The organism is Vineibacter terrae (assembly GCF_008039615.1).
Lineage (GTDB): Bacteria > Pseudomonadota > Alphaproteobacteria > Reyranellales > Reyranellaceae > Vineibacter > Vineibacter terrae.
Genome location: NZ_VDUZ01000054.1, coordinates 35741 through 57698 on the forward strand (window position 1 = coordinate 35741; position 21958 = coordinate 57698).

Genomic DNA, 21958 nt, shown 5'->3' on the forward strand with positions numbered 1-21958 from the left:
CAGGCCGGCGCCACTGCTATCCTTCGGCCGTCGCCCGCGATATGGTCTCGTCTCACTGCGCGAGAAGATCCTGTCCGGAGGACCCGATGGCTATGCTGGGCCGAGCGGAGCAGTGGTCGACCGACCAGGTATCGCTCGATGCCAGGACCGACACCTGGCGCCACGTCGTCGCTGCAAACTACCGGCAATGGGAGCTGCCGCGCGGGCTCGCCCGCGATTTCGCGGCGTGGCTGCGCTACCGCGAGCTTGGCGGGCTGCGCCTTGTCGAGTGCCTGTGCGGCCCCTGCAGCGGCCATCGGCTCGCCCGCGAGCTGAGCCGCGACCCCGAGCCGTTCCTCGCGATCCAGGTCGTTCGTGACGGCGCTGAGCGGCTGCGGGTGGGCGAGGAAACAGTGCAGGCCGCCGCCGGCGACCTGCTGATCTGGAGCAGCCTGAAGGCGACGGAGTTCGAGATCCCCGAGCGCCTGCACAAGGCCACCATCATGATCCCGCTTGCCGCTGCCGCCGACTGGCTGCCCGCCGGAAAGGCGTTCGACGGCTGCGTGCTGCCGGCCCGCAGCGGTATTGCCGCCGTGCTCACGGCTCACGTCGACGCGCTGGTCGCGCAGATCGACTCGTTCGACGAGGCTGACGGCCTGGCGGCGCGGCGTGCCACCATCGAGCTGCTGGGCGCCGCGGTGGCACGGCGGATGGGCTGCACGCCGATGCCGCTGGCCCAGCTGCATCTGCGCCGGGCGCAGGACTACATCATGAAGCATTTGCGCGATCCGGCGTTGACCCTGAAGCAGATCGCGCGCGCCAACGGCATGTCGGTACGCTATCTCCATCTGCTCTTTGCCCAGGCGACGCGGCAGGGAGTCTCGTCGTGGATCCGGGAGCAACGGCTGCAGCGCTGCCGCGATGCGCTCGCCGACGGCGTGCTCGACGGCCCGCTGATCACCGAGATCGCCTTCAGCTGGGGCTTCAACGACGCAGCCCATTTCAGCCGGCGCTTCAAGCGGCGCTTCGGCCAAAGCCCGTCCGCCTTCCGCGCCGCTGCCGGCCGGACGGGCGACGCCGGCTGAGAGCGACCGGCGCGGGCACGCAGGGGGTGGACGGCAGCCGTCGGGTCCGACACGGTTGCGCCTGCCCACATCCGCGAAAGGCCCGACATGCATGCCATCGACCGCCTGAGCTTCGACCGCCGGGTCGATGCGCTTTTCGACCGCTTCACGCGCCCGGGATCGCCGGGCGCGGTGGTGGGCGTGATGCAGGACGGCGCGCTGCTGCTGAGCCGAGGCTACGGGCTGGCCAGCATCGAGCACGGGGTGCCGATCGCGCCGACGACGCGCTTGCGCATCGCGTCGGTCACCAAGCAGTTCACCGTCACCGCCGCATTGATGCTGGCAGAGGACGGGCTGCTGTCGCTCGACGAGCCGCCGCACACCTACCTGCCCGAGCTACCGCCGCTGCCGGTGACGCTCGACCAGATGATGCGCAACAGCAGCGGCCTGCCGGACTTCCTCGAGCTGCTGCGGCTGGGCGGGCACGGGCTCGACCGGCCGTGCCGCGCCGAGGACCTGATCGCCGCCATCGCGCGCAACCGCCATCTCAACTTCCCGCCCGGCAGCCGCTTCCTCTACAGCAACACCAATTTCCTGCTGCTGGGGCTGATCGTCGAGCGCCTTGCCGGCCGGAGGCTGCATGAGCTGATGGCGACGCGCATCTTCGCCCCGCTGGGCATGACGCGCACCCTGCTGCATCCGTCGCTCGACACGCCCGTGCCCGACCTCGCCACCGGCTACCTGCAGAACCCCGACGGCAGCGTGCGGCGTGCGCCGCATGCCTATCCGCAGGGTGGCGAAGGCGGGCTGATCTCGACGGTCGAGGACCTGCTGATCTGGAGCCGGCATTTCGACCGCCCGGTGCTGCAGCCGATCGACCTGGCGCAGCGCCTGACGACGCCGGCGCCGCTTTCCAGCGGCGCCGCCAACGCCTATCTGCGCGGCCTCGAGCGCGGCCAGCTGCGCGGCCTGGCGACGATCGGGCATGGCGGCCTGTGGCCGGGCTTTCGCACCGAGTTCCTGCGCGTGCCGGATGCGCGCCTCACGGTCGTCGTCATCGCCAATCTCGGCAGCATCGATCCGCATCGCCTGGCGCGCGCCGTGGCGATCGAGGCGCTGCGCGACGCCAAAGCGCCGGCGCTGGCACCGGAACCGGCCGCAATCGCGGCCCCGGCCATCGAGGCGCTGGCCGGCACCTATGTCAACGAAGCCGAGCCGTCGCTGTTCGAGCTCGCCTGGCGCGACGGCGAGCCGACCGTGATCCAGAACGGCATGCCGTTCGCGCTGGCGCCGCGTGGCGACGGCTGGCTGGCGGCCGTCCGCGGCGCCTTCGAGTTCGCGCTGCGCCTGCCGGCGAGCGGCGACACGCTGGAAGTGGCGCTGGGCGCCGGCCGCGTGCTGCCGTTCCGCCGCCTGCCCTATCGCGACCCGCCGCCGGCCGACCTTGCCGGCCGCTATCATGCCGCGGATTGCGACGCGACCTGGACCATCGTGCCCGTCGACCGCAGCTTCGCGATCAACGTCGCAGGGCCGCTGGTGACGGGAGGGCCGGCCTGGCCGGTGCGCGGCGTGACCTCGGACCTGATCGAGATCGAGGCGCCCAGCCCATGGCTGACCGTCACCCAGCTGGCCGGCATCGAGCGCGACGGGGCCGGCGCCATCACCAGCCTCGCCGTCTCCACCGGCCGCATCAAGCGGATGTTGTTCACCCGAGTCGCGCCAGGCTGACGACGGAGATCCTCATGGCCACGCCATCCCGCCGGTTCCGCTTCCTGCTGATCAATCCCTACAGCCTGGCGCCCGGCAGCACCTTCCGGATGGGCGCCGCCGACGACGGCGCCAAGGAAGCGCGGCTGCCCAACTACGCGAATACCGCACCCTTCCTCGCCGATGTCGACTGGGACCTTCACCCCGGGGCCCCCGCGACGCACGGAAACTGGCCCGTCGAGACGAAGCAGGAGTTCCTGTCGGTGGGCGCCAACCGCCTGCCGCTGGTGCATGAGGCCTGCGCCAGCGGCCGCTACAACGCCATCGTGCTGCTGGGCGGCGGCGATCCCGGCTACATGGAGGCGCGCGAGATCGGCCGCAGCCACGGCATCGCCGTGACGTCGTGCGCCCACGCGCAGATGCATGTGGCGGGGCTGCTGGGCAACCGCTTCAGCATCATCGACGTCTCCGAGACGCACAACATGCAGATGTACCACCTGGTCGTTCAGTATCAGATGACCGGCCGCTGCGCCTCGATCCGCAACATCAATTTCCCGCTGCCCAAGCCGCATCTGCCCGACGTGCAGCCGCTGGACGTCGAGCGCGACAAGGCGCAGCGCGGCGAGGCATCGCCGATGCTCGACGCGGCGGTGGCCGAAGCGATCGCGGCCATCGAGGACGACGGTGCCGACGTCATCCTGCTGGGCTGCTCCGCGGCCTACTGGATGCAGCCGCTGCTGCAGCAGCGCCTGCAGGCCATCGGCTGGGAGGCGCCGGTGCTGGAGGGCTATCGCTGCGCCATCGAGGTGGCCAAGTCCCTGGTCAGCCTGGGGATCGATGCCAGCGGGCTGGCCTTTCCCGGCGAGCGTCCCGCCAGGTGGCGGCGCAAGAAAGTGTTCTGATCGCGTGGCGTCACGGCCGCCGGCGCCGGCGGGCGTGCTGGCGCAACAGGTCGCGCATCGCCACCACCGACGGTGCCGGGGACCGGCTCTTCAGCGTCAGCATGCCCAGCGTGCGTTCGATATGCGGCTTGGCGAGCGGAACGAAGCAGAGCGTGGTCGAGGCCGGCGGCAGGGCCAGCCGCGGCAGCACGCTCACGCCCAGCCCGCGCTCCAGCATCGACAGCAGCGTCGAGGTGTTGGAGATGAAGAGCTTCTCGTACCGCAGATGCCCGGCTTCCGGCAGCCGCGCGAACAGCTCGTTGGTCACGGTGTCGATCAGCGACGTGCCGCGCAGGTCCTTCCATGTCAGCGACCGGCGGCGCGCGAAGGGATGATCGGCGCGGCAGACGATTCCGAAGGCGTCCCGCAGCAGCGGCTCGAAGGCGAGGCGCTCGTCGCGCGAGACCTCGCTGCACAGGCCGAGATCGGCCTCGCCCGACAGCACCATCCGCTCGATGTTCGGCGAGTTGTCGTCAAGCAGCCGCAGCTGCACGCCGGGATACAGCTCGACATAGCGCGGCACCACGTCGGGCAGCCAATGCATCGCCAGGGACACGATGCTCGCCAGGGCGAGGCTGCCGGCCTCGCTGCGCGCCAGCTTGCCGATATGATCCAGGGCCCGCTCGTAGTTCTCCACCAGCTCGCGCGCCAGCGGCAGGCAGGCTTCGCCGCAGGCCGTCAAGGTCGCCCGGGTCGACGGCTCGAACAGCTTCTGCCCCAGCCGCTGCTCGAGCTCGCCGATGGCCAGCGACAGCGCCGGCGGCGAGCGTCCCGCACGCGCCGCCGCCGCGCGGAAGCTGCCCAGCTCGGCGACCAGGAGGAAGTACTTGAGATGCCGGACCGAAAGCTCGAGCGACACGGTCCGTGTTTTGTAAAACTAATCGATTGATCAAACAAATAAACTTTACTTATCACGGCGCGCACAGCCTATTGCCCCCTGGCGCGGGCAAGGTGGCCGAAGGAGAAGGCCGTCGACTGAAGCGCGGAGGACACACAATGGCATTGTCGCGCAGACGGACCCTGATCACGGCAGCAGCCGGTGCCGCAGCCATGGCCGGCCTGGGCGCCGCGCCGCGGGCACAATCCCGGTCCGGCGGCGAGTCTTTTCCGACCCGACCCATCCGGATCATCGTGCCCTACGGCGCCGGATCGACCACCGACATGACGATGCGCATGATCGCGCCGCGCATGTCGCAGCTGCTGGGCCAGCCCCTGGTCATCGACAACAAATCGGGCGCCACGGGTGTCATCGGCAGCGACGCCGTCGCGAAGTCGCCACCCGACGGCTACACGCTGGTGATGGGCACGGTGGCCTCGCATGCCACGCTCGTGCCGCTGGTGCCGACCCTGCCCTACGACGTGCTGCGCGACTTCACCCCGATCGGCCTGGCGGCGACGCCGCCGGGGCTGGTCGTGATCCATCCCTCGGTGCCGGCCCGCACGCTGGCCGAGTTCGTGGCCTATTCGAAGACGCAGCCCGACGGCGTCGACTATGCCTCCAGCGGCATCGGCGGGTCGGGCCACCTCGCAACCGAGCTGTTGCGCCTGAAGACCGGCGCCAAGATCGTGCACGTGCCCTATCGCGACGTCGGCCGAGGAATCTCGGACCTGCTGGCCGGCCGCGTGAAGATGATGATCTATTACGCGCCGGTGCTGCCGCATGTCCGCAGCGGCGCCCTGCGCGGGCTGGCCGTGCTCTCGGAAAAACGCGTCGCCTTCGCGCCCGACCTGCCGACCGCGATCGAGCAGGGGGTGCCGGGGCTGGTCGCCTCGGGTTGGCAAAGCCTGTTCGGCCCCGCGGCGCTGCCCGATGCCATCCGCGACCAGATCTACGGGGCGATGAAGGATGCCCTGCTCGACCCGGCGATCCAGCCGCTGCTGGCCGAGCAGGGCCAGCAGGCGGCGCCGATGGCGAGCGTGGAATTCCGCAGCTTCGTCAAGGCGGAGATCGACAAGTGGACGGAGGTGGTCAAGGCCGCCGACATCCGCCTCGACTGAGCCGGAGGCTGGCATGAGCTACGATGCGCCCCTGCGCGGCATCAAGGTGGTCGACCTGAGCCAGGGCCTGGCCGGCCCCTATTGCGCGACGCTGCTGGCGCAGAACGGCGCCGACGTGATCAAGGTCGAGCCGATCGACGGCGACTGGAGCCGCATCCTGGGCGTCAGCCATGGCGGCCACACCGCCTTCTCGATCGCCGGCAACCTGGGCAAGCGCAGCGTCGCCCTCGACCTGAAATCCGATGCCGGAAAATCGGTGCTGTGGCGGCTGCTGGACGGCGCCGACGTGCTGATCGAGGGCTTCCGCCCCGGCGTCATGGCACGGCTGGGCTTCGACTACGGCGCGGTGTCGGCGCGCGCGCCGCGCATCCTCTACGTGTCGGTCTCGGGCTTCGGCCAGGACGGCCCGCTCGCGGCGCGGCCGGCGATGGACCCGGTGCTGCAGGCCTACACGGGCCTGACGCTGGAGAACCGGGACGGCGAGGGCATCCCGCGCAGGGTCCCGATCTCGATCGTCGACATGACGACCGCGCTCTATGCCTTCCAGGCGCTGTCGGCCGCTCTGTACGCGCGCCGCGACCAGGCGGCCGGCCGCCACATCGAGGTCAGCCTGCTGCAGTCGGCGGCCTGCCTGCAGACGGTGCGGCTGCTGTCGACGCGGCTCGAAGCGCAGAACGCGCTGCTCGCGATCCCGCCCAGCGGATCGTTCCAGACCGCGGACGGCTGGGTCCAGATCCAGATCGTCAAAGACGCCGACTGGGTGCGTTTCTGCGCTGCCCTGGGCGCGCCCGAGGTGAGCCAGAACGAACGTTTCCGCGACCGCGACGGCCGGGCGCAGCATCACGCGGCGCTCTATGCGGCACTGCGGCCCATCTTCCGCGCCCAGGCGACAGCCGGCCTGCTGCAGCGCTTCACGGCGGCCGGTATCTTGCACGAGCGGCTGAACACCTACGACGAGTTCCTGGCGCACGAGCACGTCACGGCAACGGGCGCCGTGGCCTGGCTGCGCCAGGACGGCGTCCAGCCGCTGCTGCCGGTCCCCAACATCCCGGGCACCGTGCCGCTGGCCGATGGCGGGTCGCGCGCGACATCCCCCGCCTGCGGCGCGCACACGCACGCCGTCCTGCTCGAGCATGGCTACAGCGGGGCCGAGATCGCCCAATTGGCAACGCAGCGGGTGGTAGGTGGGCCTTTACACGAGTTGCGCTCCATCTGAAGCGCAGCATGACGACGCGCAGGACACAGCTGCGGGACCATCGAATAGCGGCCATGAAACGGGGTCCATACTCAGTCAGTATGCGTTCAGCGCTATTCTATGGCACTTCAAAGTGGAAAAATGGGCGACAAAAGCGCTTCGCGGCGCATATAGAATGCGGCATGAGAGCGAAAGGCAGCTTGACGCTCGAACTGACTACCTGCCGCCATGAGTAGATGCTAGCGCAGGCTTACGCCATGCAGAAGGTTGGGTTGCTATCCCCTGCCAGGCGACCATTCGGCCCCGTTATCGCGTGGCTGAACTTCAATCTCAACTCGCTTTCCCACGTTTTGACGCGCGATCACGAGGTCGTATTGAGCCTGGAGCTGCATCCAGAACTCAGCGTCGTTCCCGAAGTATCGCCCCAGCCGAAGCGCCGTGTCGGCACTGATAGCGCGCTTACCGTTCAAAATGTCGATAATCCGGCCTGGCGGCACTCGCAGCGCCCTTGACAAGGCATTCGCCGACGTTCCGCGGACCTCTAGCTCTTCGCGCAAGATCGAACCGGGATGGACAGGAAACATTTCTCTTCTCAATGGTAATCGACGATCTCTACATCGTAGGCGTGACCATCACGGAAGCGAAAACATAGTCTCCACGGACCGTTGATGGTCATCGCCCACTGCCCTTTGCGATCTCCCGTCAACGCGTGCAATCCAACGCTCTTCAGCGGTGAAATCTGATCGAGCCTTTGTGCGGCATGCAGCGTCGCCAGGCGACGCCCCGCCTTCTCAACGTCGAGACCTGAAAAACGGCATTTGCCAGTTTCGAAGAGCCGTCTCGTATCCTCGCTGCCCCATGATTTGATTGCCACGCCGTACTCCGCCTCTCGTAGCATGCGGCGCGTATATTGACATGAACTACTAATTCTCCTATTTCTACTATTATCACGGGATGCGAGTCATGTCATCTGACTGGAAGCAGATTGAGATAGATATCGAAGTCTATAAGGCCCTTGAGGCCGCAAGGATAAGCTTTGAGGAGACGCATAACGACATCCTGCACAGGGTGCTCAAAATCACGCCGTCAGGACGCACAGAGAGCATCGCGGCACCGATTATCAGTCCGCGTGAGATTGCTTGGAGTCGAAACGGGGTAGAACTGCCCGAAGGCACCCGTTGGCGCCTGGTGACAACGGGCGCCGAGCGGTCCGGTCATGTAACGGCAGGCTACTTCGACTACCAAGGCACCAAGTTTGGATCACCTTCTGGCTTGGCCATGAGCCTGTACAGAACGAAGACTGGCAAGACGACCAATCTAAATGGCTGGCGATACATCGAGGTATCTCGGCCGGGCGAAGCGGATTGGATTTTGCTCCAGGACTTGCTCCGGATAGCCAAAGGGCAGAGATAGCGTGCTCGAGGCGCTTTGCGCCGGCCACCAACCGAACGCCCTACTTTCGCGCCACCATCAGCTTCTTGATCTCGGCGATGGCCTTGGCGGGATTGAGACCCTTGGGGCAGGTCTTGGTGCAGTTCATGATGGTGTGGCAGCGGTACAGCCGGAACGGATCCTCGAGCTGATCGAGGCGTTCGCCGATGGCCTCATCGCGGCTGTCGACGATCCAGCGATAGGCCTGCAGCAGCACCGCCGGGCCAAGGTAGCGCTCGCCGTTCCACCAATAGCTGGGGCAGCTGGTGGTGCAGGAGAAGCACAGGATGCATTCCCAAAGGCCGTCGAGCTTGGCGCGCTCCTCGGGCGACTGCGGACGCTCGCGCTCCGGCGGCGGAGTCTCGCTCTTCAGCCAGGGCTCGATCGACGCCAGCTGCGCATAGGCCGTCGTCAGGTCGGGCACCAGATCCTTGACCACCGGCATGTGCGGCAGCGGATGGACCTTCACGTCGCCCTTCACGTCGTCGATGTACTTGGTGCAGGCCAGCGTGTTGGTGCCGTCGATGTTCATGGCGCACGAGCCGCACACACCCTCGCGGCAGGAGCGGCGGAAGGTGAGCGTGCTGTCGATCTCGTTCTTGATCTTGATCAGCGCGTCGAGAATCATCGGCCCGCAGTCGGCGAGGTCGATGTCATAGGTGTCGATGCGCGGGTTTTTGCCGTCGTCCGGATTCCATCGATAGATCTTGAACGACTTCACCCGCTTGGCGCCCGACGGCGCCGGATAGGCCGCGCCGTTGCGGTCGATCTTCGAGTTGGCGGGCAGTGCGAATTCAGCCATTGCGTCTCACTCCGGGCTTGGCCCGCCGCTCAGTAGACCCGCGCCTTGGGCGGGAAGGACTGCACGTCGTTGCTCATCGGTTGCAGCTTGACCGGACGATAGTCGATCTTGGTGCCGCCCTTCTCGTCGACCCAGATCACCGTATGCTTCAGCCAGTTCTTGTCATCGCGCTCCGGGAAATCCTCGCGCGCATGCGCGCCGCGGCTCTCGGTGCGGTTGGCCGCCGAGCGCACCGTGGCCTGCGCCTGCAGCACGAGGTTCTCGAACTCCAGGGTCTCGACCAGGTCCGAGTTCCAGATCAGCGAGCGGTCCTTGACACGGATGTCCGTCTTGCCGCCGAACACCTTGTCGAGCCGCTTGCAGCCTTCATCCAGCGACTGCTGGGTGCGGAACACGGCGCAGTCGCTCTGCATGGCGCGCTGCATCTCCAGGCGCAGCTGGGCCGTGCCGGTGCCGCCATTGGCATGGCGCGCCTTGTCGAGCCGCGCGATGGCGTCCTCGCCCGCGTTGGGCAGCGACTTGTGCGCGGCGCCCGCCTGCACCACCTCGGCGGCCCGGATCGCCGCCGAGCGGCCGAACACCACCAGGTCGAGCAGCGAGTTGGAGCCCAGCCGGTTGGCGCCGTGCACCGACACGCAGGCCGCCTCGCCGATCGCCATCAGGCCCGGCACTACCTGGTTGGGATCGCCGTGCTTCACCGTCACCACCTCGCAGCGGAAGTTGGTGGGGATGCCGCCCATGTTGTAGTGGCAGGTCGGCACGATCGGGATCGGCTGCTTGGTGACGTCGACGCCGGCGAAGATGCGCGCCGTCTCGGCGATGCCAGGCAGGCGCTCGTGGATCACCTTAGGCTCGAGATGCTCGATATGCAGCTCGATGTAATCTTTGTTGGGGCCGCAGCCGCGGCCTTCGCGGATCTCGATGGTCATCGACCGGCTGACGACGTCGCGCGAGGCGAGATCCTTGGCCGACGGCGCGTAGCGCTCCATGAAGCGCTCGCCGCTGCTGTTGGTGACGTAGCCGCCCTCGCCGCGCACGCCCTCGGTGATCAGGCAGCCGGCGCCGTAAATGCCGGTGGGATGGAACTGGATGAACTCCATGTCCTGCACCGGCAGGCCGGCGCGCAGGGCCATGGCACCGCCGTCGCCGGTGCAAGTATGCGCCGACGTGGCCGAGAAATAGGCCCGGCCGTAACCGCCGGTGGCCAGCACCACCATGTGGGCGCGGAAGCGGTGGATCGTGCCGTCGTCGAGGTTCCACGCCATCACGCCGCGGCAGACGCCCTCGTCCATGATCAGGTCGAGCGCGAAATACTCGATGAAGAACTCGGCGTGGTGCTTCAGCGACTGCTGATAGAGCGTGTGCAAGATGGCATGGCCGGTGCGGTCGGCAGCGGCGCAGGTGCGCTGCGCGATGCCCTTGCCGAACTCGGTGGTCATGCCGCCGAACGGCCGCTGGTAGATCTTGCCCGCCGGCGTGCGGCTGAACGGCACGCCGTAGTGCTCCAGCTCGATGATGGCCGGGATCGCCTCGCGGCACATGTACTCGATGGCGTCCTGGTCGCCCAGCCAGTCCGATCCCTTGACGGTGTCGTACATGTGCCAGCGCCAGTCGTCGGCGCCCATGTTGCCGAGCGCTGCCGAGATGCCGCCCTGCGCCGCCACGGTGTGGCTGCGCGTGGGGAACACCTTGCTGATGCAGGCCGTCTTCAGCCCCTTGGCGGCGATGCCGAAGGTGGCGCGCAGGCCGGCGCCGCCGGCCCCGACCACGACCACGTCATAGACATGATCCACAACCTTGTAGGCGCGGCCGCCGATGGACACGGTGCCGGGCGCGCTGCCATTGGCGGGCGAGCCGCCCTTCTCGTCGAGCGGCATCACTAGCCTCCGAACGCGATTCTGAAGATCGCCACGATGGCGGCGAGAGAGCCGATCACGGCGATGAACTTCATCGCCATGTCCAGCCCGATGCGCCAGCCCTTGGCATGAACGTAATCCTCGACCACGACCTGCACGCCCAGCGCCGCGTGCCACAGCCCGACGGCGATGGCCAGGATCAGCATCACCATGGTGACGGGCGAGGCGATCCAGGCCCGCACCGCGGCCTGGCCTTCCGGCGCGAAGCGCAGCAGCGACACGGCGAACCAGATCACCAGCGGCACCAGCGCCACGGCGGTGACGCGCTGCAGCCACCAGTGATGCGTGCCGTCCCTGGCCGAGCCCAGGCCCCGCACGCGCGCGACAGGCGAACGAAGATCGGCCATGGCCCCTACCTCACAAGGCTGGCGATCAGCCAGCTGCCGATTGTGCAGACAGCGGTGGCGACGAGCACCGCCCGGCCGCTGGCGTAGGCGTCCTTCAGCTCGAGCCCGTAGCCGGCATCCCAGAACAGGTGCCGGATGCCGTTGAACAGGTGATAGAACAGGCAGGCCGTCCAGCCGAACAGGAAGATGCGGCCCAGCACCGAGGTGTTGAACCACGCCACGGCGGCGTAGGTGTCGGCGTCCGACGCTGCGGCGCAGACCCAGACCACCAGCCACACCAGCCCGACCGCCAAGGCAATGCCGGCTGCGCGATGCGTGATCGACAGCATGGACGTGAGCTGCGGGCGATAGACCTGCAGGTGGGGGGAAAGAGGCCGCGAAACCGGCCGTTCGGCTGTGCTCATGCCTGTCCCGGAAAACGATGACGCCGGATCCGCGCGGACGAATCGTCCGCGCTGACCCGGCCACGTCGAGCACTTTAGTCCTCACCGCCGGCAAGTCAACGTGTAGCGCGGGACCCAGCGTTGCGCATCGAAACCGATCGGCCCGCGCGGCCTGCAAGGCAGCCCGCCCCGTACCGCAAATCAGCGCGGCATCAGCACCCAATAGTCGAGATCCAGCACGACCGACGGATCGGCCTTGCCGTCCGCCGCCTTGTCCGGGAAAGCCGCCGGCGTGGTGTTCTTCACCGCGACGGTGCGCAGACGCAAGGCGCCGATGTCGTCACGGCGCGCGATCTCGGCCTTCTCCTTCACCTCAGACCAGGCATAGATCGTGTCGCCGGCCAGGGTCGGGTTGGTATGGCTGCCGGCGTTGATCGCCGCGATCCGGAAGGCATTTGCCAGGCCGTTGAACGACAGCGCGCGCGCCAGCGAGATGATATGGCCACCATAGATCAGGCGGCGGCCAAAGCGGGTGCCGGCCGCCAGGCGCTGGTCGAAATGCACCTTGGCAGTGTTCTGGTACAGACGGGTGGCCAGCATGTGCTCGGCCTCCTCGATGGTCATGCCATCGACGTGGTCGATCCGCTCGCCGGCGGCATAGTCGCCCCAGCGATGCGAGGCGCCGGCCAGCGCCGTGTCGTACGCCGCCAGCGACAGGCCCGCCGGCACCGAGAGATCGGCCGCCGATACGGAAGGCGCCAGCTTGGGCGTCACCGCGACCGGAATCTCGGCCTTGGAGTCGCGCTTGCGCACCATCACCCAGCGCACATAGTCGAGCACGACGTCGCCGTGCTGGTTGTGTCCGGTCGAGCGCACATGCACCACGCCGCTTTCGCGGTTCGAGTTCTCGCGCAGGCCGATGACGGTCGAGCGGGTCGACAGCGTGTCGCCGGGATAGACCGGCGTGCCGAAGCGGCACTCGGCGTAGCCGAGATTGGCCACGGCGTTGAGCGAGATGTCGGGCACGGTCTTGCCGAACACGATATGGAAGACGAGCAGGTCATCGACCGGCGCGCGCGGCAGGCCCAGCGCCTGCGCGAAGGCATCCGACGACTGCACCGCGAAACGCGTGCCATAGAGCGCCGTGTACAGCGCCACGTCGCCTGATGTGACGGTGCGCGGCGTGGCATGCACCAGCTCCTGGCCGATGCGGAAGTCCTCGAAGAAATTGCCGGTATTGGTCTTGGTCACTATCGGACTCCGTAGTCTCCTCTCCCGCATGCGGGAGAGGAAGGGGCCCATCGGGCGAAGCACGATGGGAAGGTGAGGGCCCAAGGACTCAGCGCCTCGTGTGCATCCCCTCACCTCGGCATATCGGCCGAAGGCCGATATGCCTGACCGGGCGCTACACGCCCGTCGACCTCTCCCGCAAGCGGGAGAGGTGAAGAAGACCTACGCCGCGGCCAGGTCGGCGATGGCCTTGGCCAGCGCGAGCTGGCGCTGAGCCTGCTCCACGTGCAGGTTCTCGATCATGCGGCCGTCGACGGTGACGACACCCTTGCCGGCGGCGCGGGCGGCGTCGAATGCCGCCACGATCTTCTCCGCCTGGACGAGGTCGGCGGCGGTCGGCGCAAAGACCTCGTTGCAAGGCTCGACCTGGCTGGGATGGATCAGGGTCTTGCCGTCGAAGCCCATCTCGAGGCCCTGCACGCACGATGCCCGGAAGCCCTCGGCATCCTGGATGTCGTTGTAGACGCCGTCGAGGATCGCAAGACCGTGGGCGCGCGCCGCCAGCATCGCGACGCCCAGCGCCACCATCATCGGCAGCCGCATCGGCGTGTGGCGCGCGCGCAGGTCCTTCACCAGGTCGTTGGTGCCCATCACGAAGCAGGCCAGCCGCGGCGAAGCGGCAGCGATCTCCTCGGCATGCAGGATGCCGCGCGGCGTCTCCATCATGCCCCAGATCGCCATCGACGGCGGCGCGCCGGCCTCGTCGAGCAGCTCGACGACCGCGGTGACATCGGCTGCGCTTTCCAGCTTCGGCACCAGCACCGCATCGGCGCCCGAGCCGGCGATGGCCAGCACGTCCTCGCGGCCCCAGGCGGTGTTGAGGCCATTGGCGCGGATCACGATCTCGCGCCGGCCATAGGCGCGACTTGCCGCCGCAGCCACGACATTGGCACGGGCGGTTTCCTTGGCGTCAGGCGCGACCGCGTCCTCGAGGTCGAAGATCAGCACGTCGGCCGGCAGGGTGCGCGCCTTCTCGAGCGCGCGCGTGTTGGCGCCGGGCATGTAGAGCACGCTGCGGCGCGGACGGACAGTGGCGGTCATGGCGAAATCCTCTCCCCCCGGCAAGCGCGGCGGACTATATATCGGTCAACCGATGTGACAACCCGCTACCCACAGCCGCATGCGAATCCTGTCGATCCAGTCCCATGTGGCCTACGGTTACGTCGGCAACCGGGCGGCAACCTTTCCCCTGCAACGGCTGGGCCACGACGTGTGGGCGGTCAATACGGTCGAGTTCTCCAACCACACCGGATACGGTGAATGGAAGGGCCGCGTCGCCGCACCCGACCAGGTGCGCGACGTGATCGACGGCATCCGCGCGCGCGGTGTCCTTTCACGGTGCGATGCCGTGCTCTCGGGCTATCTGGGCGATGCCGCCCTGGGCGAGGTGGTGCTCGACGCCGTTGCCGCGGTGCGAAATGCCAACCCGGCGGCCGTGTGGTGCTGCGATCCGGTGATGGGCGATATCGGCCGCGGCATCTTTGTGCGCCCGGGCATCCCCGAGTTCTTCCGCCAGCGCGCCGTTCCGCTGGCCGACATGGTGACACCTAATCACTTCGAGCTGGAGCTGCTGACCGGCCGCACCGTCGGCACGCTGGACGCGGCCCATGCGGCGGCCCGCACGCTGCTGGCACCCAATGCCCATGCCGTCGGCCCCAGGATGGTTCTCATCACCAGCCTGCACCACGACGGCACTGCCGACGGCACGGTCGAGATGATGGCCGTGACCGCCGCCGGCGCATGGCGGGTGGTCACGCCGCTGCTCGGCTTCCCCGTGGCGCCCAACGGCACCGGCGATGCGGTGGCGGCGCTGTTCCTGGCGCAATGGTTCAAGACTCGCGACGTGGCGGCGGCGTTGTCGTACGCCGCGTCGGCGATTTTCGCCATCCTGGAGGCGACGGCGCGCGCGAACGAACGCGAGCTGCAGCTTATTGCGGCACAGGACGCGCTGGTGGCGCCGCCGCGGCCGTTCGCCGCCATGCGGCTTTGAGGCGGTCTTGCTGCTCGACGGCATCGACCCGATCTATCTTGGCATCGAGGGTGCCGTCATCGGCTTCCTGATCGCCTTGCCGATCGGCCCGGCGGGCATCCTGTGCATCCAGCGCGCCATATCGCATGGCCCGATCGCCGGTTATGCCACCGGCATCGGCGCCGCGATCGGCGATGCCGTGTTCGGCGGCATGGCCGCCTTCGGCCTGAGCTTCGTCGCCGAGTTCATCGAGCATTACGAAGTCGGCATCCGCGCCATCGGCGGCGCGCTGCTGATGTGGATGGGCTGGTCGTACTACAAGCACCGGCCGCGCACGATCGGCGACCCTGTCGCTGCCGATCGCGCCCATCCCTATTGGACGTATCTGCACTATCTCAGCTCCAGCTTCTTCATCACCATTTTCAATCCGATCACGGTGATGGCGTTCGGCGCCGTCTTCGCCGGCCGCGGGCTGAGCAATGTCGGCAGCGACATGCTGGCCGCCACCATCCTGATCGCCGGCGTCCTGCTGGGCGCGCTGGGGTGGTGGGCAACGCTGGTGCTGATCTCGTCGGCAGCGCGCGGCTGGTTCGTCGGTGGCGGCCTGATCTGGCTGAACCGTGTCTCCGGCGCCGCCCTGGGCGGCTTCGGCCTGCTGGCGGTGGTCTCAGCGCTGCCCGTGAACTGGACCGCGGTGCGCGCCGCGGCAGGGCTGCCATAGGTTTTCACCTCTCCCGCTGGCGGGAGAGGTCGACGCGCGCAGCGCGGCGGGTGAGGGCTTCACGCACAATACCTCGTCCTTGGCCCCTCACCCTCCCATTGCGCTATCGCGCAACGGGCCCCTCCCTCTCCCGCAAGCGGGAGAGGGCTGTTACCCCACCGTCGTCTTCATGATCCCGAGCTCGGTGCGGACGCGCTCGATGACCGGCCCCCAGCTGCCGGGCGTGGCCTGCCGGAAGATGCGAACGCTGGGATACCAGGGGCTGGCGTCGCGATCGTGCATCCAGCGCCAATCGCACGTCATCGGCAGCAACAGCCAGGTCGGCATGCCCATGCCGGCGGCGAGATGGGTGATCGGCGCGTCGATCGTCAGCAGCAGGTCAAGCTGCGACAACGCCGTGGCGGCTTCGGCGAAGTCATAGATGCCGCGCCCGACATCGTGCAGCAGCCCGTTGGCGCCAAGATTCTGGATGTCCTTCTGATGGGCGCCACCCTGCAGGCTGAAGAACAGCAGCTCCGGATCGCCTGCCAACGCCAGCAGGTCAGCCAGCGGGATCGAGCGCTGGCGGTCGAGCTGCTGGCCCGGCATGGCCGCCCAATAAAGGCCGATGCGCAGCCGCGCCCGCGCCAGCTTGCCGAGGCGGATCCGGCTTTCCGACGGCGGCTTCAGGTAGGGCTCGACCGCGGTGGCTGCCGGCAGATCGACGCCACAGAGATGCGGCAGCGACAGCAACGAGACATGCAGGTCGAAATCGGGCAGCGGCTCGCCCTCGGCCACGACCCGGTCGATATAGTCGACCGACAGCAGCAGGTCCTTGAGCAGCGCCTGGCACAGCACCAGGACCGTGGCGCCGCGCCGCTTCAGCTCGCGGGCGTAGCGCACGAACAGCAGCACATCCGACAATCCCTGCTCCGGATAGAGCAGGATGCGCCGTCCGGCCAGCGGCCCGCCGTCCCAGGCCGGCTGCTTGAACTCGGGCGGTGGCACGTCAGGCAGCTGCTTGCGCCACTCGTACTCGGCGAACCCGGCGGCGAGGTCACCGCGCATCAGATGGGCGATGGCGATCTCGACCCGCGCCCGCGTGTTCTGCGGCGCCAGCTGCAGCGAGCGCGACAGGCAGCCCAGCGCCTCGTCGACGCGTCCCAGATCGCGCAGGCAAAGCCCGAGATTGAAGAAGCCCTCGGCGTAGTCGGGCTTGAGCGAAACAGCGCGGAAATGGTGGCGCACAGCCTCGTCGTGGCAATTGGCGGCGCGCAGCGCGTTGCCGAGGTTGGAATGCAGCGCCGCGTTGTCCGGGTCGAGCGCCAGCGACGTGCGGTGGTGCGCCACCGCAGCATCGAGCTTGCCGATGATGCGCAGCGCCACGCCCAGGTTGTTATGCAGCTCGGCGTGGTAAGGCCGCACGGCCAGGAGCCGCATATAGCTGGTGATCGCCTCTTCCAGCCGCCCGCTGCGATGGGCCGCGGCGGCCAGACGCATCTGCCGGCTGAAGCTTTCCTCCTCGCCCAGCGTGAGTGGCCGCAGTTCGGCTGTCGGTGCACCGGCACCGCCATTACCGCCAAATCCCGACACATCCTTCACAGTCTGTCCGTCCCCACGTCCCTGCGGCCGATGATCCTTCCCCGGCTGCCCTGACCGTTCGGGTCAGAGCCGGACCATGGTTTGCCCGCCGGCCCAGCATAGCACCCGCAAGCCCGTCGCGTAGTCCTCTCTGCCAAGGCAACACGCCGGGCCGCCCACCCTGCATAGCGCACCTTTTCACCCGGCATGAAGAGAAAGTCCTGAAAAATTGCCCTAAAACGACCTCGCTTAGCCCACGCCCCGTCACTTTCAATACGGTTCGTCGCCACAATCCGGACCCACCTTGGTGTGTAACGGCAAAGGAGGATGCGATGAAAGCCAGACTGATCGCCGCAGCGGTTGCCGCCGCGCTGACCGTGGGAATCGTCGGCCCGGCCATTGCCCATGACGGCCTGTACCAGCGCACCGAATGGCGTGACCGCGCAGATTGGCGCCGCCATCAGGAATGGGAACGCCGGCAGGCCTGGGAACGTCAGCAGGCGCTGGAGCGGCAGCGCGCCTGGGAGCGCCGGCAGGCCTGGGAGCGCCAGCGCCAGCGCCAGATCGAGCGTCAGCGCATCGAGCGCGAGCGCGCGCGTTGGGGCAAGATCAACGCCTATTGCAGTGGCCGGCCCCGGACCCTCGAGGAGGCCGCCTGGCGTCACCGCAACTGCTAGCGCGCCGCCTCGAAGCCTATCCTGTGCAGTCACGCCCGCCCCGCCTGGGGCGGGCGTTTTCGTGCCCGCCCCTTAGCGCACGGCCAGGCGCCAGGCGCTGCCGATCAGGTCGGCGAGGTCGAGCAGGCGCGCGACATACTGGTCGCGCGCCACGAAGCCGTTTCCGCCATCGTTGAAGAAGCCATCCTCCAGCGCGGCGACCAGCCGGATCAACCGCCGGCGGTGCAGGCCCAGGCGGCGCTGCAGCGGGTCGGTGATCAAGCCGGCGAAGGCACCGGCCATGGCCGCCACCACCAGCAGGCCGCCGGTGACCGACGCGACAAGCGCCGGTGTGGCAGCCACGGGGAACATGCCGTACCAGACCCCGCCGGCCCACGCGCCCAATGGAAAGGACGCCACGGCGGCGTTGTGCGCGATCACCGCAGCCAATGCCGGCCCGAGGCTGACCATGCCCGGCGTCGCCTGCTTCAACGCCATGGCGCCGGTGGCCAGGGACAGCAGCGACGTCGCCATGTCGGCCGAGGCGGCCCGCGTGCCGCCATAGGTCGCAAGCGCATCTTCCAGGCGCCGGCGGAAATCGCCGTCGCCCGCGCGCCGGCCGATCTCGGTCAGGGCCTCGTCGAAGGTCTCCGCCAGGCGCGGATCGGACAGAATCATGTCGGCCAGCGCGTCCTTGTCCGATCGCCGGATGCTGCCTTGCCCGAACGGCAGCTCGAGGAACTCGATCATGATCAGCCACTCGACCTCGCGGGCGACATCCGTCTCGAAGAGCAGCTTGCGCGCCTTCAGGAATTCGGCAGCCCGCGGCGGCCCCAGGCTGCGGGTCCACGACGCTGCCAGCCGCACGGCAAGATGCGGCACGGCCAGCATCAGGTTGGCGGGGGCGCGGGCGAGGTCCCACCCCAGCGCCTTGCGGTGGATCGCGGCCGCCCCCGTCAGCGAGAAATGGCGATCGACAAACGGCTTCACCCGGTCACGCCGGCTGGCGAAGTAGCGGCGCGCGGCATCGTCCACGACAGCGCGTGCCAGCTGTCGATCCAACCTCACGCGAGGCAGTGTTTCGCCGTTCATCGTCCGTTCCGGGACGCATCCGCTACCAGCCCTGCCGGCCGGCGGCATGCCCGGGATATAGGATGGGATTGCGGCCACGACCATGGCGGCCAGATCATGGTCACGGCAGCGGCTTGACCACCGGCGTCGCCGGCGGCGGGGCGTCCGGCCGTGGCGGACCGGGCCGGCGGAAGGGGAACGCGACGACAAAGCGCCTGCCGTTATCGCAAACCGCCGTCGAGGCATCGAGCCCTTGCTTGGCCAGGGCGTCGGCATCCGCCTGGGGTGCCGCCGCGAGGCGGGTCACGTTCGGACAGGCATGACCGTGATCGCGGATCAGCGCAGCGGCGGCACGTTCCTGAGATCCGGGCGGTGGCGGGATATCGGCCCATGCCGATGGCAAGGCCATGATCGGGAACGCCAGGACGGCAAGCGGAACGAGCCAACGCGACAAGAGGATCCTCCTTGAGGGCAGCCGCGCTATCCTGCGCCCGCTGTCCCCGCCTGCAAAGCTTGCTTCGAGACGGAACCTCCGGTGAGCCAGTCCACCGCCCTGCTGTTGTCGATCATGATCGAGAGCGCCGTTGCGGCGGCCCTGGTCGGCGCGGCGCGCTGGGGATCGGCGCCGCGTGCCGCCGTTGCGGCAGTGCTGGCAACGCTGGCAACCCATTGGGCCGTGTGGTGGAGCGTGCCGTGGCTGACGCCCCGGCTGGGCTATGGACCGACGGTCGTCGCGGTCGAGGGCGCCGTCGTGGCGGTCGAGGCCATCGTCTACCGGCTCATCGTGACGCGGCGCTGGCCACGGGCGCTTGCCGTGTCGCTGGCGGCCAACGCCGCCTCGACCGGCATCGGGCTCGCGCTCTACGGGCTGGGGCTCGCCTGAGCCCGCGCGACACCCAGCGCCAAGGCGAGCACCGGCAGCTCCAGCCAGGCATGGACCAGCGCCGCCAGGGCATAGGCCTGCCGCTGCAGGCCGTAGTCCAAGGCGAAGCCGGCGGCCAGCGCCGCAGCGCCGATGAAGAGCAAGCGGCCGAAGCGGGCTGCATCCGGCCATGCCAGCCGCGGCCGGCGCGTGCCGTCGATCAGGCGCGGCAGGACGGCGATGACAGCGATGTAGTGCATGCATTGCGCGAATACCGACGCGGAGAAAGCATGCAGCGCCCAGTCGCTGTGGATCGCCTCAGCCGGCACATAGGCGCCGAGATTCTGCGTCAGGGAGCCGGCGGACGTGAAGAGGGTCGCGTCCGGCGCCACGAGGCCGGCCTGCGTCAGCCAGGCGAAAGGCAGGCCGGTCGCGATCAAAAGCGGCAACGCCACGAAAGCAATACCGGCGGCAGCCAGCGCACGCCGTCGCTGCGCCCCGCGCAAGGCCTCCGCAAGAAAGGCCAGCGGTGTCAGGTTATGGGCCACGGCAAGGCACAGCAGCGTCTCGAACGGCGCCAGCAATGCGCCGCCAACCAGCACCAGGGCCACCCCCGCCGCCAGCCAGCGCCGTTGCCGCATATGCGCGACCGTGATCGCCAGCAGCGCCGCCCCCAGCGCCACTTCAAGGCTCACGGCCAGCGGCGGCGCCAGCCATCCTCGCATCCCCGCCAGGCGCATGAGGACGGCGGCCGCCAGCAGCGCCACGATCGCACCGAACAGGTCGCGCCCCAGCCTGGCGCCGAAGCGATGGTCGACGTAGCGCAGCTCGCTGGCGACGTGGGCGAAACCGAACAGCGCCAGCACCGTGGTATAGGTGGCAAGCGGCAAGGCGACGCAAGACACGAACGCCGCCACGACCAGGACCGCACCGGCGGCGTGCAGGCCGAGGCCGACAAGCGGCCGGCCTTCAGGCGCCATGCGTAGGCAGGGTGATGGCATGTGGCTCAACGCCGCGCTGCCCCCTTCCCGTCATCCCGAGCGCAGCGAGGGATCTCCCGCGAATGGCGCACCGTGCCTCTTTCGCAGGAGATCCCTCGCTGCGCTCGGGATGACAGTAGGCCCTCCGTGAGATGCAGCGGCCGCCTCACGCGAAGCGTGGCGTGAAGCGGCTGCCGCGCTCATCGATGTTGCATACGAACGGCGCGCCGAAATGCGCCGGCATCAGCAGCGCGCCCGAGCCGGCGCAGTCCTCGAGCACCCGGCGGCGGCTCTTGCGTGCGCTCACCGCATCGGCGCAGGCGAAGCTGTTCCACTCCGGATGGAAGACCTGGACCGCGTGATGCAGGATATCGCCGCAGAAGACCGCGCCCTCGCCGCGCGACGCCAGCTTGATGGCGACCGTGCCCGGGGTATGGCCGGGCGCCGGATCGATCGACAGATGCTCGTCGACAGTATGCGCACCGCTCACCATGTCCGCCAGCCCGGCCTCGGCCACCGGCAGCACGCTGTCGCGGAACGATCCCTGGTTCACCGGTCCGGTCTGCGGATCGCGGTCGAGCGCCAGGTAGTGGTCGTAGTCGGCCTGGCTGAAGAGATAGCGCGCATTGGGAAAGGTCGGCACCCAGCGGCCGTTGTCGAGGCGGGTGTTCCAGCCGACATGATCCATGTGCAGGTGCGTGCACATCACCATGTCGATGGCTTCGGGCCGCACGCCGGCCTCGGCCAGACGCTCCAGGTAGCGCGTCTGCATCAGGTGCCATTTCGGCCGCGCCGGGCGCGGCTTGTGGTTGCCGACGCAGGCGTCGATCAGGATGGTGCGCCCGCCGATGCTGATCAGCCAGCTATGGACACTGAGCTTCAGGAAGCCGCTGGCCGGGTCATAGTGGTCGGGCACCATCCAGTCGCGGTGCCGGTCGACGACGTCGGGCTGCCAGTCGGCAAAGAATTTCGCCGCCTCGAAATTCGGCTCGTAGCTCTCCTCGATGCGGCTCACTCTCGCCGCGCCGATCTTCACCTCGGTCATCGCCTGTCTCCTGGACTGCGATGCCGATCCTCCTCGCCCGA

Annotated in this window: 24 protein-coding genes; 10 read left to right on the top strand and 14 right to left on the bottom strand. The window is 68.4% G+C overall.

Features of this window, described 5'->3' with window-relative positions:
- Window positions 1–86: 86 nt before the first annotated feature.
- From FHP25_RS33290 to FHP25_RS33300, 3 genes are all read left to right on the top strand, one after another.
- Window positions 87–1064, top strand: a complete 978-nt coding sequence (locus tag FHP25_RS33290) for a helix-turn-helix domain-containing protein (RefSeq protein WP_178133972.1) — start codon at window positions 87–89, stop codon at window positions 1062–1064.
- A gap of 87 nt (window positions 1065–1151) precedes the next feature.
- On the top strand, window positions 1152–2771 hold the full coding sequence (locus tag FHP25_RS33295) for a serine hydrolase domain-containing protein (protein ID WP_147851308.1): 1620 nt from the start codon (window positions 1152–1154) through the stop codon (window positions 2769–2771).
- A gap of 14 nt (window positions 2772–2785) precedes the next feature.
- The gene (locus tag FHP25_RS33300; protein ID WP_147851309.1) at window positions 2786–3652 is read left to right on the top strand and encodes an aspartate/glutamate racemase family protein; all 867 of its coding nucleotides are present in this window, start codon (window positions 2786–2788) and stop codon (window positions 3650–3652) included.
- Between the two features lie 10 nt (window positions 3653–3662).
- On the opposite strand, the gene FHP25_RS33305 is transcribed toward FHP25_RS33300, so the two are convergent.
- Complete coding sequence (locus FHP25_RS33305) at window positions 3663–4550, bottom strand: LysR family transcriptional regulator (protein WP_147851310.1); 888 nt, start codon at window positions 4548–4550, stop codon at window positions 3663–3665.
- Window positions 4551–4687: 137 nt separating this feature from the next.
- Here FHP25_RS33305 and FHP25_RS33310 point away from each other — a divergent pair, with 137 nt between their 5' ends.
- Window positions 4688–5689, top strand: coding sequence for a Bug family tripartite tricarboxylate transporter substrate binding protein (locus FHP25_RS33310; protein WP_231712571.1), 1002 nt, complete (start codon window positions 4688–4690; stop codon window positions 5687–5689).
- A gap of 13 nt (window positions 5690–5702) precedes the next feature.
- Window positions 5703–6905 carry a CaiB/BaiF CoA transferase family protein gene (locus FHP25_RS33315; RefSeq protein WP_147851311.1) on the top strand — a complete coding sequence of 401 codons (1203 nt, stop codon included), beginning with the start codon at window positions 5703–5705 and terminating at the stop codon, window positions 6903–6905.
- Window positions 6906–7159: 254 nt separating this feature from the next.
- Here FHP25_RS33315 and FHP25_RS33320 read toward each other — a convergent pair whose 3' ends face one another.
- Complete coding sequence (locus tag FHP25_RS33320) at window positions 7160–7468, bottom strand: HigA family addiction module antitoxin (RefSeq protein WP_147851312.1); 309 nt, start codon at window positions 7466–7468, stop codon at window positions 7160–7162.
- 8 nt (window positions 7469–7476) lie between these two features.
- Complete coding sequence (locus tag FHP25_RS33325; RefSeq protein ID WP_218578792.1) at window positions 7477–7758, bottom strand: type II toxin-antitoxin system RelE/ParE family toxin; 282 nt, start codon at window positions 7756–7758, stop codon at window positions 7477–7479.
- Between the two features lie 89 nt (window positions 7759–7847).
- On the opposite strand from FHP25_RS33325, the gene FHP25_RS33330 reads away from it, so the two are divergent.
- Window positions 7848–8297 (top strand): hypothetical protein, encoded by a 450-nt coding sequence (locus tag FHP25_RS33330; RefSeq protein ID WP_147851314.1) that lies wholly within the window; start codon window positions 7848–7850, stop codon window positions 8295–8297.
- A 40-nt stretch (window positions 8298–8337) separates the two neighbouring features.
- Here FHP25_RS33330 and FHP25_RS33335 read toward each other — a convergent pair whose 3' ends face one another.
- From FHP25_RS33335 to FHP25_RS33360, 6 genes are all read right to left on the bottom strand, one after another.
- Window positions 8338–9117 (bottom strand): succinate dehydrogenase iron-sulfur subunit, encoded by a 780-nt coding sequence (locus tag FHP25_RS33335; RefSeq protein ID WP_147851315.1) that lies wholly within the window; start codon window positions 9115–9117, stop codon window positions 8338–8340.
- Window positions 9118–9146: 29 nt separating this feature from the next.
- Complete coding sequence (sdhA, locus tag FHP25_RS33340) at window positions 9147–10994, bottom strand: succinate dehydrogenase flavoprotein subunit (protein ID WP_147851316.1); 1848 nt, start codon at window positions 10992–10994, stop codon at window positions 9147–9149.
- A 2-nt stretch (window positions 10995–10996) separates the two neighbouring features.
- Window positions 10997–11380, bottom strand: a complete 384-nt coding sequence (gene sdhD / locus FHP25_RS33345) for a succinate dehydrogenase, hydrophobic membrane anchor protein (protein ID WP_147851317.1) — start codon at window positions 11378–11380, stop codon at window positions 10997–10999.
- Between the two features lie 5 nt (window positions 11381–11385).
- A complete protein-coding gene (gene sdhC, locus FHP25_RS33350) occupies window positions 11386–11784 on the bottom strand; it encodes a succinate dehydrogenase, cytochrome b556 subunit (protein WP_147851318.1) in 399 nt (132 codons plus the stop codon).
- A 180-nt stretch (window positions 11785–11964) separates the two neighbouring features.
- Window positions 11965–13014, bottom strand: a complete 1050-nt coding sequence (locus FHP25_RS33355; RefSeq protein ID WP_218578793.1) for a MaoC family dehydratase — start codon at window positions 13012–13014, stop codon at window positions 11965–11967.
- Between the two features lie 201 nt (window positions 13015–13215).
- Window positions 13216–14094, bottom strand: coding sequence for an HpcH/HpaI aldolase/citrate lyase family protein (locus tag FHP25_RS33360; protein WP_147851320.1), 879 nt, complete (start codon window positions 14092–14094; stop codon window positions 13216–13218).
- Window positions 14095–14173: 79 nt separating this feature from the next.
- On the opposite strand from FHP25_RS33360, the gene pdxY reads away from it, so the two are divergent.
- A complete protein-coding gene (gene pdxY / locus FHP25_RS33365) occupies window positions 14174–15043 on the top strand; it encodes a pyridoxal kinase PdxY (protein ID WP_147851321.1) in 870 nt (289 codons plus the stop codon).
- Between the two features lie 7 nt (window positions 15044–15050).
- Window positions 15051–15743, top strand: coding sequence for a LysE family translocator (locus FHP25_RS33370; RefSeq protein WP_178133973.1), 693 nt, complete (start codon window positions 15051–15053; stop codon window positions 15741–15743).
- Between the two features lie 150 nt (window positions 15744–15893).
- Here the strand turns inward: FHP25_RS33370 and FHP25_RS33375 are convergent, their stop codons facing one another.
- Entirely contained in the window at window positions 15894–17222 is a 1329-nt protein-coding gene (locus tag FHP25_RS33375) for a tetratricopeptide repeat protein (protein ID WP_147851323.1), read from the bottom strand.
- Window positions 17223–17635: 413 nt separating this feature from the next.
- On the opposite strand from FHP25_RS33375, the gene FHP25_RS33380 reads away from it, so the two are divergent.
- Complete coding sequence (locus FHP25_RS33380) at window positions 17636–17980, top strand: hypothetical protein (protein ID WP_218578794.1); 345 nt, start codon at window positions 17636–17638, stop codon at window positions 17978–17980.
- Between the two features lie 72 nt (window positions 17981–18052).
- Here FHP25_RS33380 and FHP25_RS33385 read toward each other — a convergent pair whose 3' ends face one another.
- Both FHP25_RS33385 and FHP25_RS33390 read right to left on the bottom strand, forming a co-directional pair.
- Entirely contained in the window at window positions 18053–18994 is a 942-nt protein-coding gene (locus FHP25_RS33385) for a DUF6635 family protein (protein WP_147851324.1), read from the bottom strand.
- Window positions 18995–19151: 157 nt separating this feature from the next.
- Window positions 19152–19484, bottom strand: a complete 333-nt coding sequence (locus FHP25_RS33390; RefSeq protein ID WP_147851325.1) for a hypothetical protein — start codon at window positions 19482–19484, stop codon at window positions 19152–19154.
- A gap of 81 nt (window positions 19485–19565) precedes the next feature.
- Here FHP25_RS33390 and FHP25_RS33395 point away from each other — a divergent pair, with 81 nt between their 5' ends.
- A complete protein-coding gene (locus tag FHP25_RS33395; RefSeq protein WP_147851326.1) occupies window positions 19566–19913 on the top strand; it encodes a hypothetical protein in 348 nt (115 codons plus the stop codon).
- On the opposite strand, the gene FHP25_RS33400 is transcribed toward FHP25_RS33395, so the two are convergent.
- Together FHP25_RS33400 and FHP25_RS33405 are read right to left on the bottom strand one after the other, a co-directional pair.
- Window positions 19892–20893, bottom strand: a complete 1002-nt coding sequence (locus FHP25_RS33400) for a hypothetical protein (RefSeq protein WP_178133974.1) — start codon at window positions 20891–20893, stop codon at window positions 19892–19894. The genes FHP25_RS33395 and FHP25_RS33400 overlap by 22 nt on opposite strands.
- Window positions 20894–21038: 145 nt before the next feature.
- A complete protein-coding gene (locus FHP25_RS33405; RefSeq protein ID WP_147851328.1) occupies window positions 21039–21917 on the bottom strand; it encodes an MBL fold metallo-hydrolase in 879 nt (292 codons plus the stop codon).
- Window positions 21918–21958: the final 41 nt, after the last annotated feature.

Coding starts and splice junctions, on each gene's coding strand:
- FHP25_RS33380 (WP_218578794.1), top strand. CDS start 17,636: ATGAAAGCCAGACTGATCGCCGCAGCGGTTGCCGCCGCGCTGACCGTG.
- FHP25_RS33360 (WP_147851320.1), bottom strand. CDS start 14,094: ATGACCGCCACTGTCCGTCCGCGCCGCAGCGTGCTCTACATGCCCGGC.
- FHP25_RS33295 (WP_147851308.1), top strand. CDS start 1,152: ATGCATGCCATCGACCGCCTGAGCTTCGACCGCCGGGTCGATGCGCTT.
- FHP25_RS33300 (WP_147851309.1), top strand. CDS start 2,786: ATGGCCACGCCATCCCGCCGGTTCCGCTTCCTGCTGATCAATCCCTAC.
- FHP25_RS33400 (WP_178133974.1), bottom strand. CDS start 20,893: ATGCCATCACCCTGCCTACGCATGGCGCCTGAAGGCCGGCCGCTTGTC.
- FHP25_RS33405 (WP_147851328.1), bottom strand. CDS start 21,917: ATGACCGAGGTGAAGATCGGCGCGGCGAGAGTGAGCCGCATCGAGGAG.
- FHP25_RS33375 (WP_147851323.1), bottom strand. CDS start 17,222: ATGCGTCTGGCCGCCGCGGCCCATCGCAGCGGGCGGCTGGAAGAGGCG.
- FHP25_RS33320 (WP_147851312.1), bottom strand. CDS start 7,468: ATGTTTCCTGTCCATCCCGGTTCGATCTTGCGCGAAGAGCTAGAGGTC.
- sdhD (WP_147851317.1), bottom strand. CDS start 11,380: ATGGCCGATCTTCGTTCGCCTGTCGCGCGCGTGCGGGGCCTGGGCTCG.
- pdxY (WP_147851321.1), top strand. CDS start 14,174: ATGCGAATCCTGTCGATCCAGTCCCATGTGGCCTACGGTTACGTCGGC.
- FHP25_RS33290 (WP_178133972.1), top strand. CDS start 87: ATGGCTATGCTGGGCCGAGCGGAGCAGTGGTCGACCGACCAGGTATCG.
- FHP25_RS33335 (WP_147851315.1), bottom strand. CDS start 9,117: ATGGCTGAATTCGCACTGCCCGCCAACTCGAAGATCGACCGCAACGGC.
- sdhA (WP_147851316.1), bottom strand. CDS start 10,994: ATGCCGCTCGACGAGAAGGGCGGCTCGCCCGCCAATGGCAGCGCGCCC.
- FHP25_RS33310 (WP_231712571.1), top strand. CDS start 4,688: ATGGCATTGTCGCGCAGACGGACCCTGATCACGGCAGCAGCCGGTGCC.
- sdhC (WP_147851318.1), bottom strand. CDS start 11,784: ATGAGCACAGCCGAACGGCCGGTTTCGCGGCCTCTTTCCCCCCACCTG.
- FHP25_RS33315 (WP_147851311.1), top strand. CDS start 5,703: ATGAGCTACGATGCGCCCCTGCGCGGCATCAAGGTGGTCGACCTGAGC.
- FHP25_RS33330 (WP_147851314.1), top strand. CDS start 7,848: ATGTCATCTGACTGGAAGCAGATTGAGATAGATATCGAAGTCTATAAG.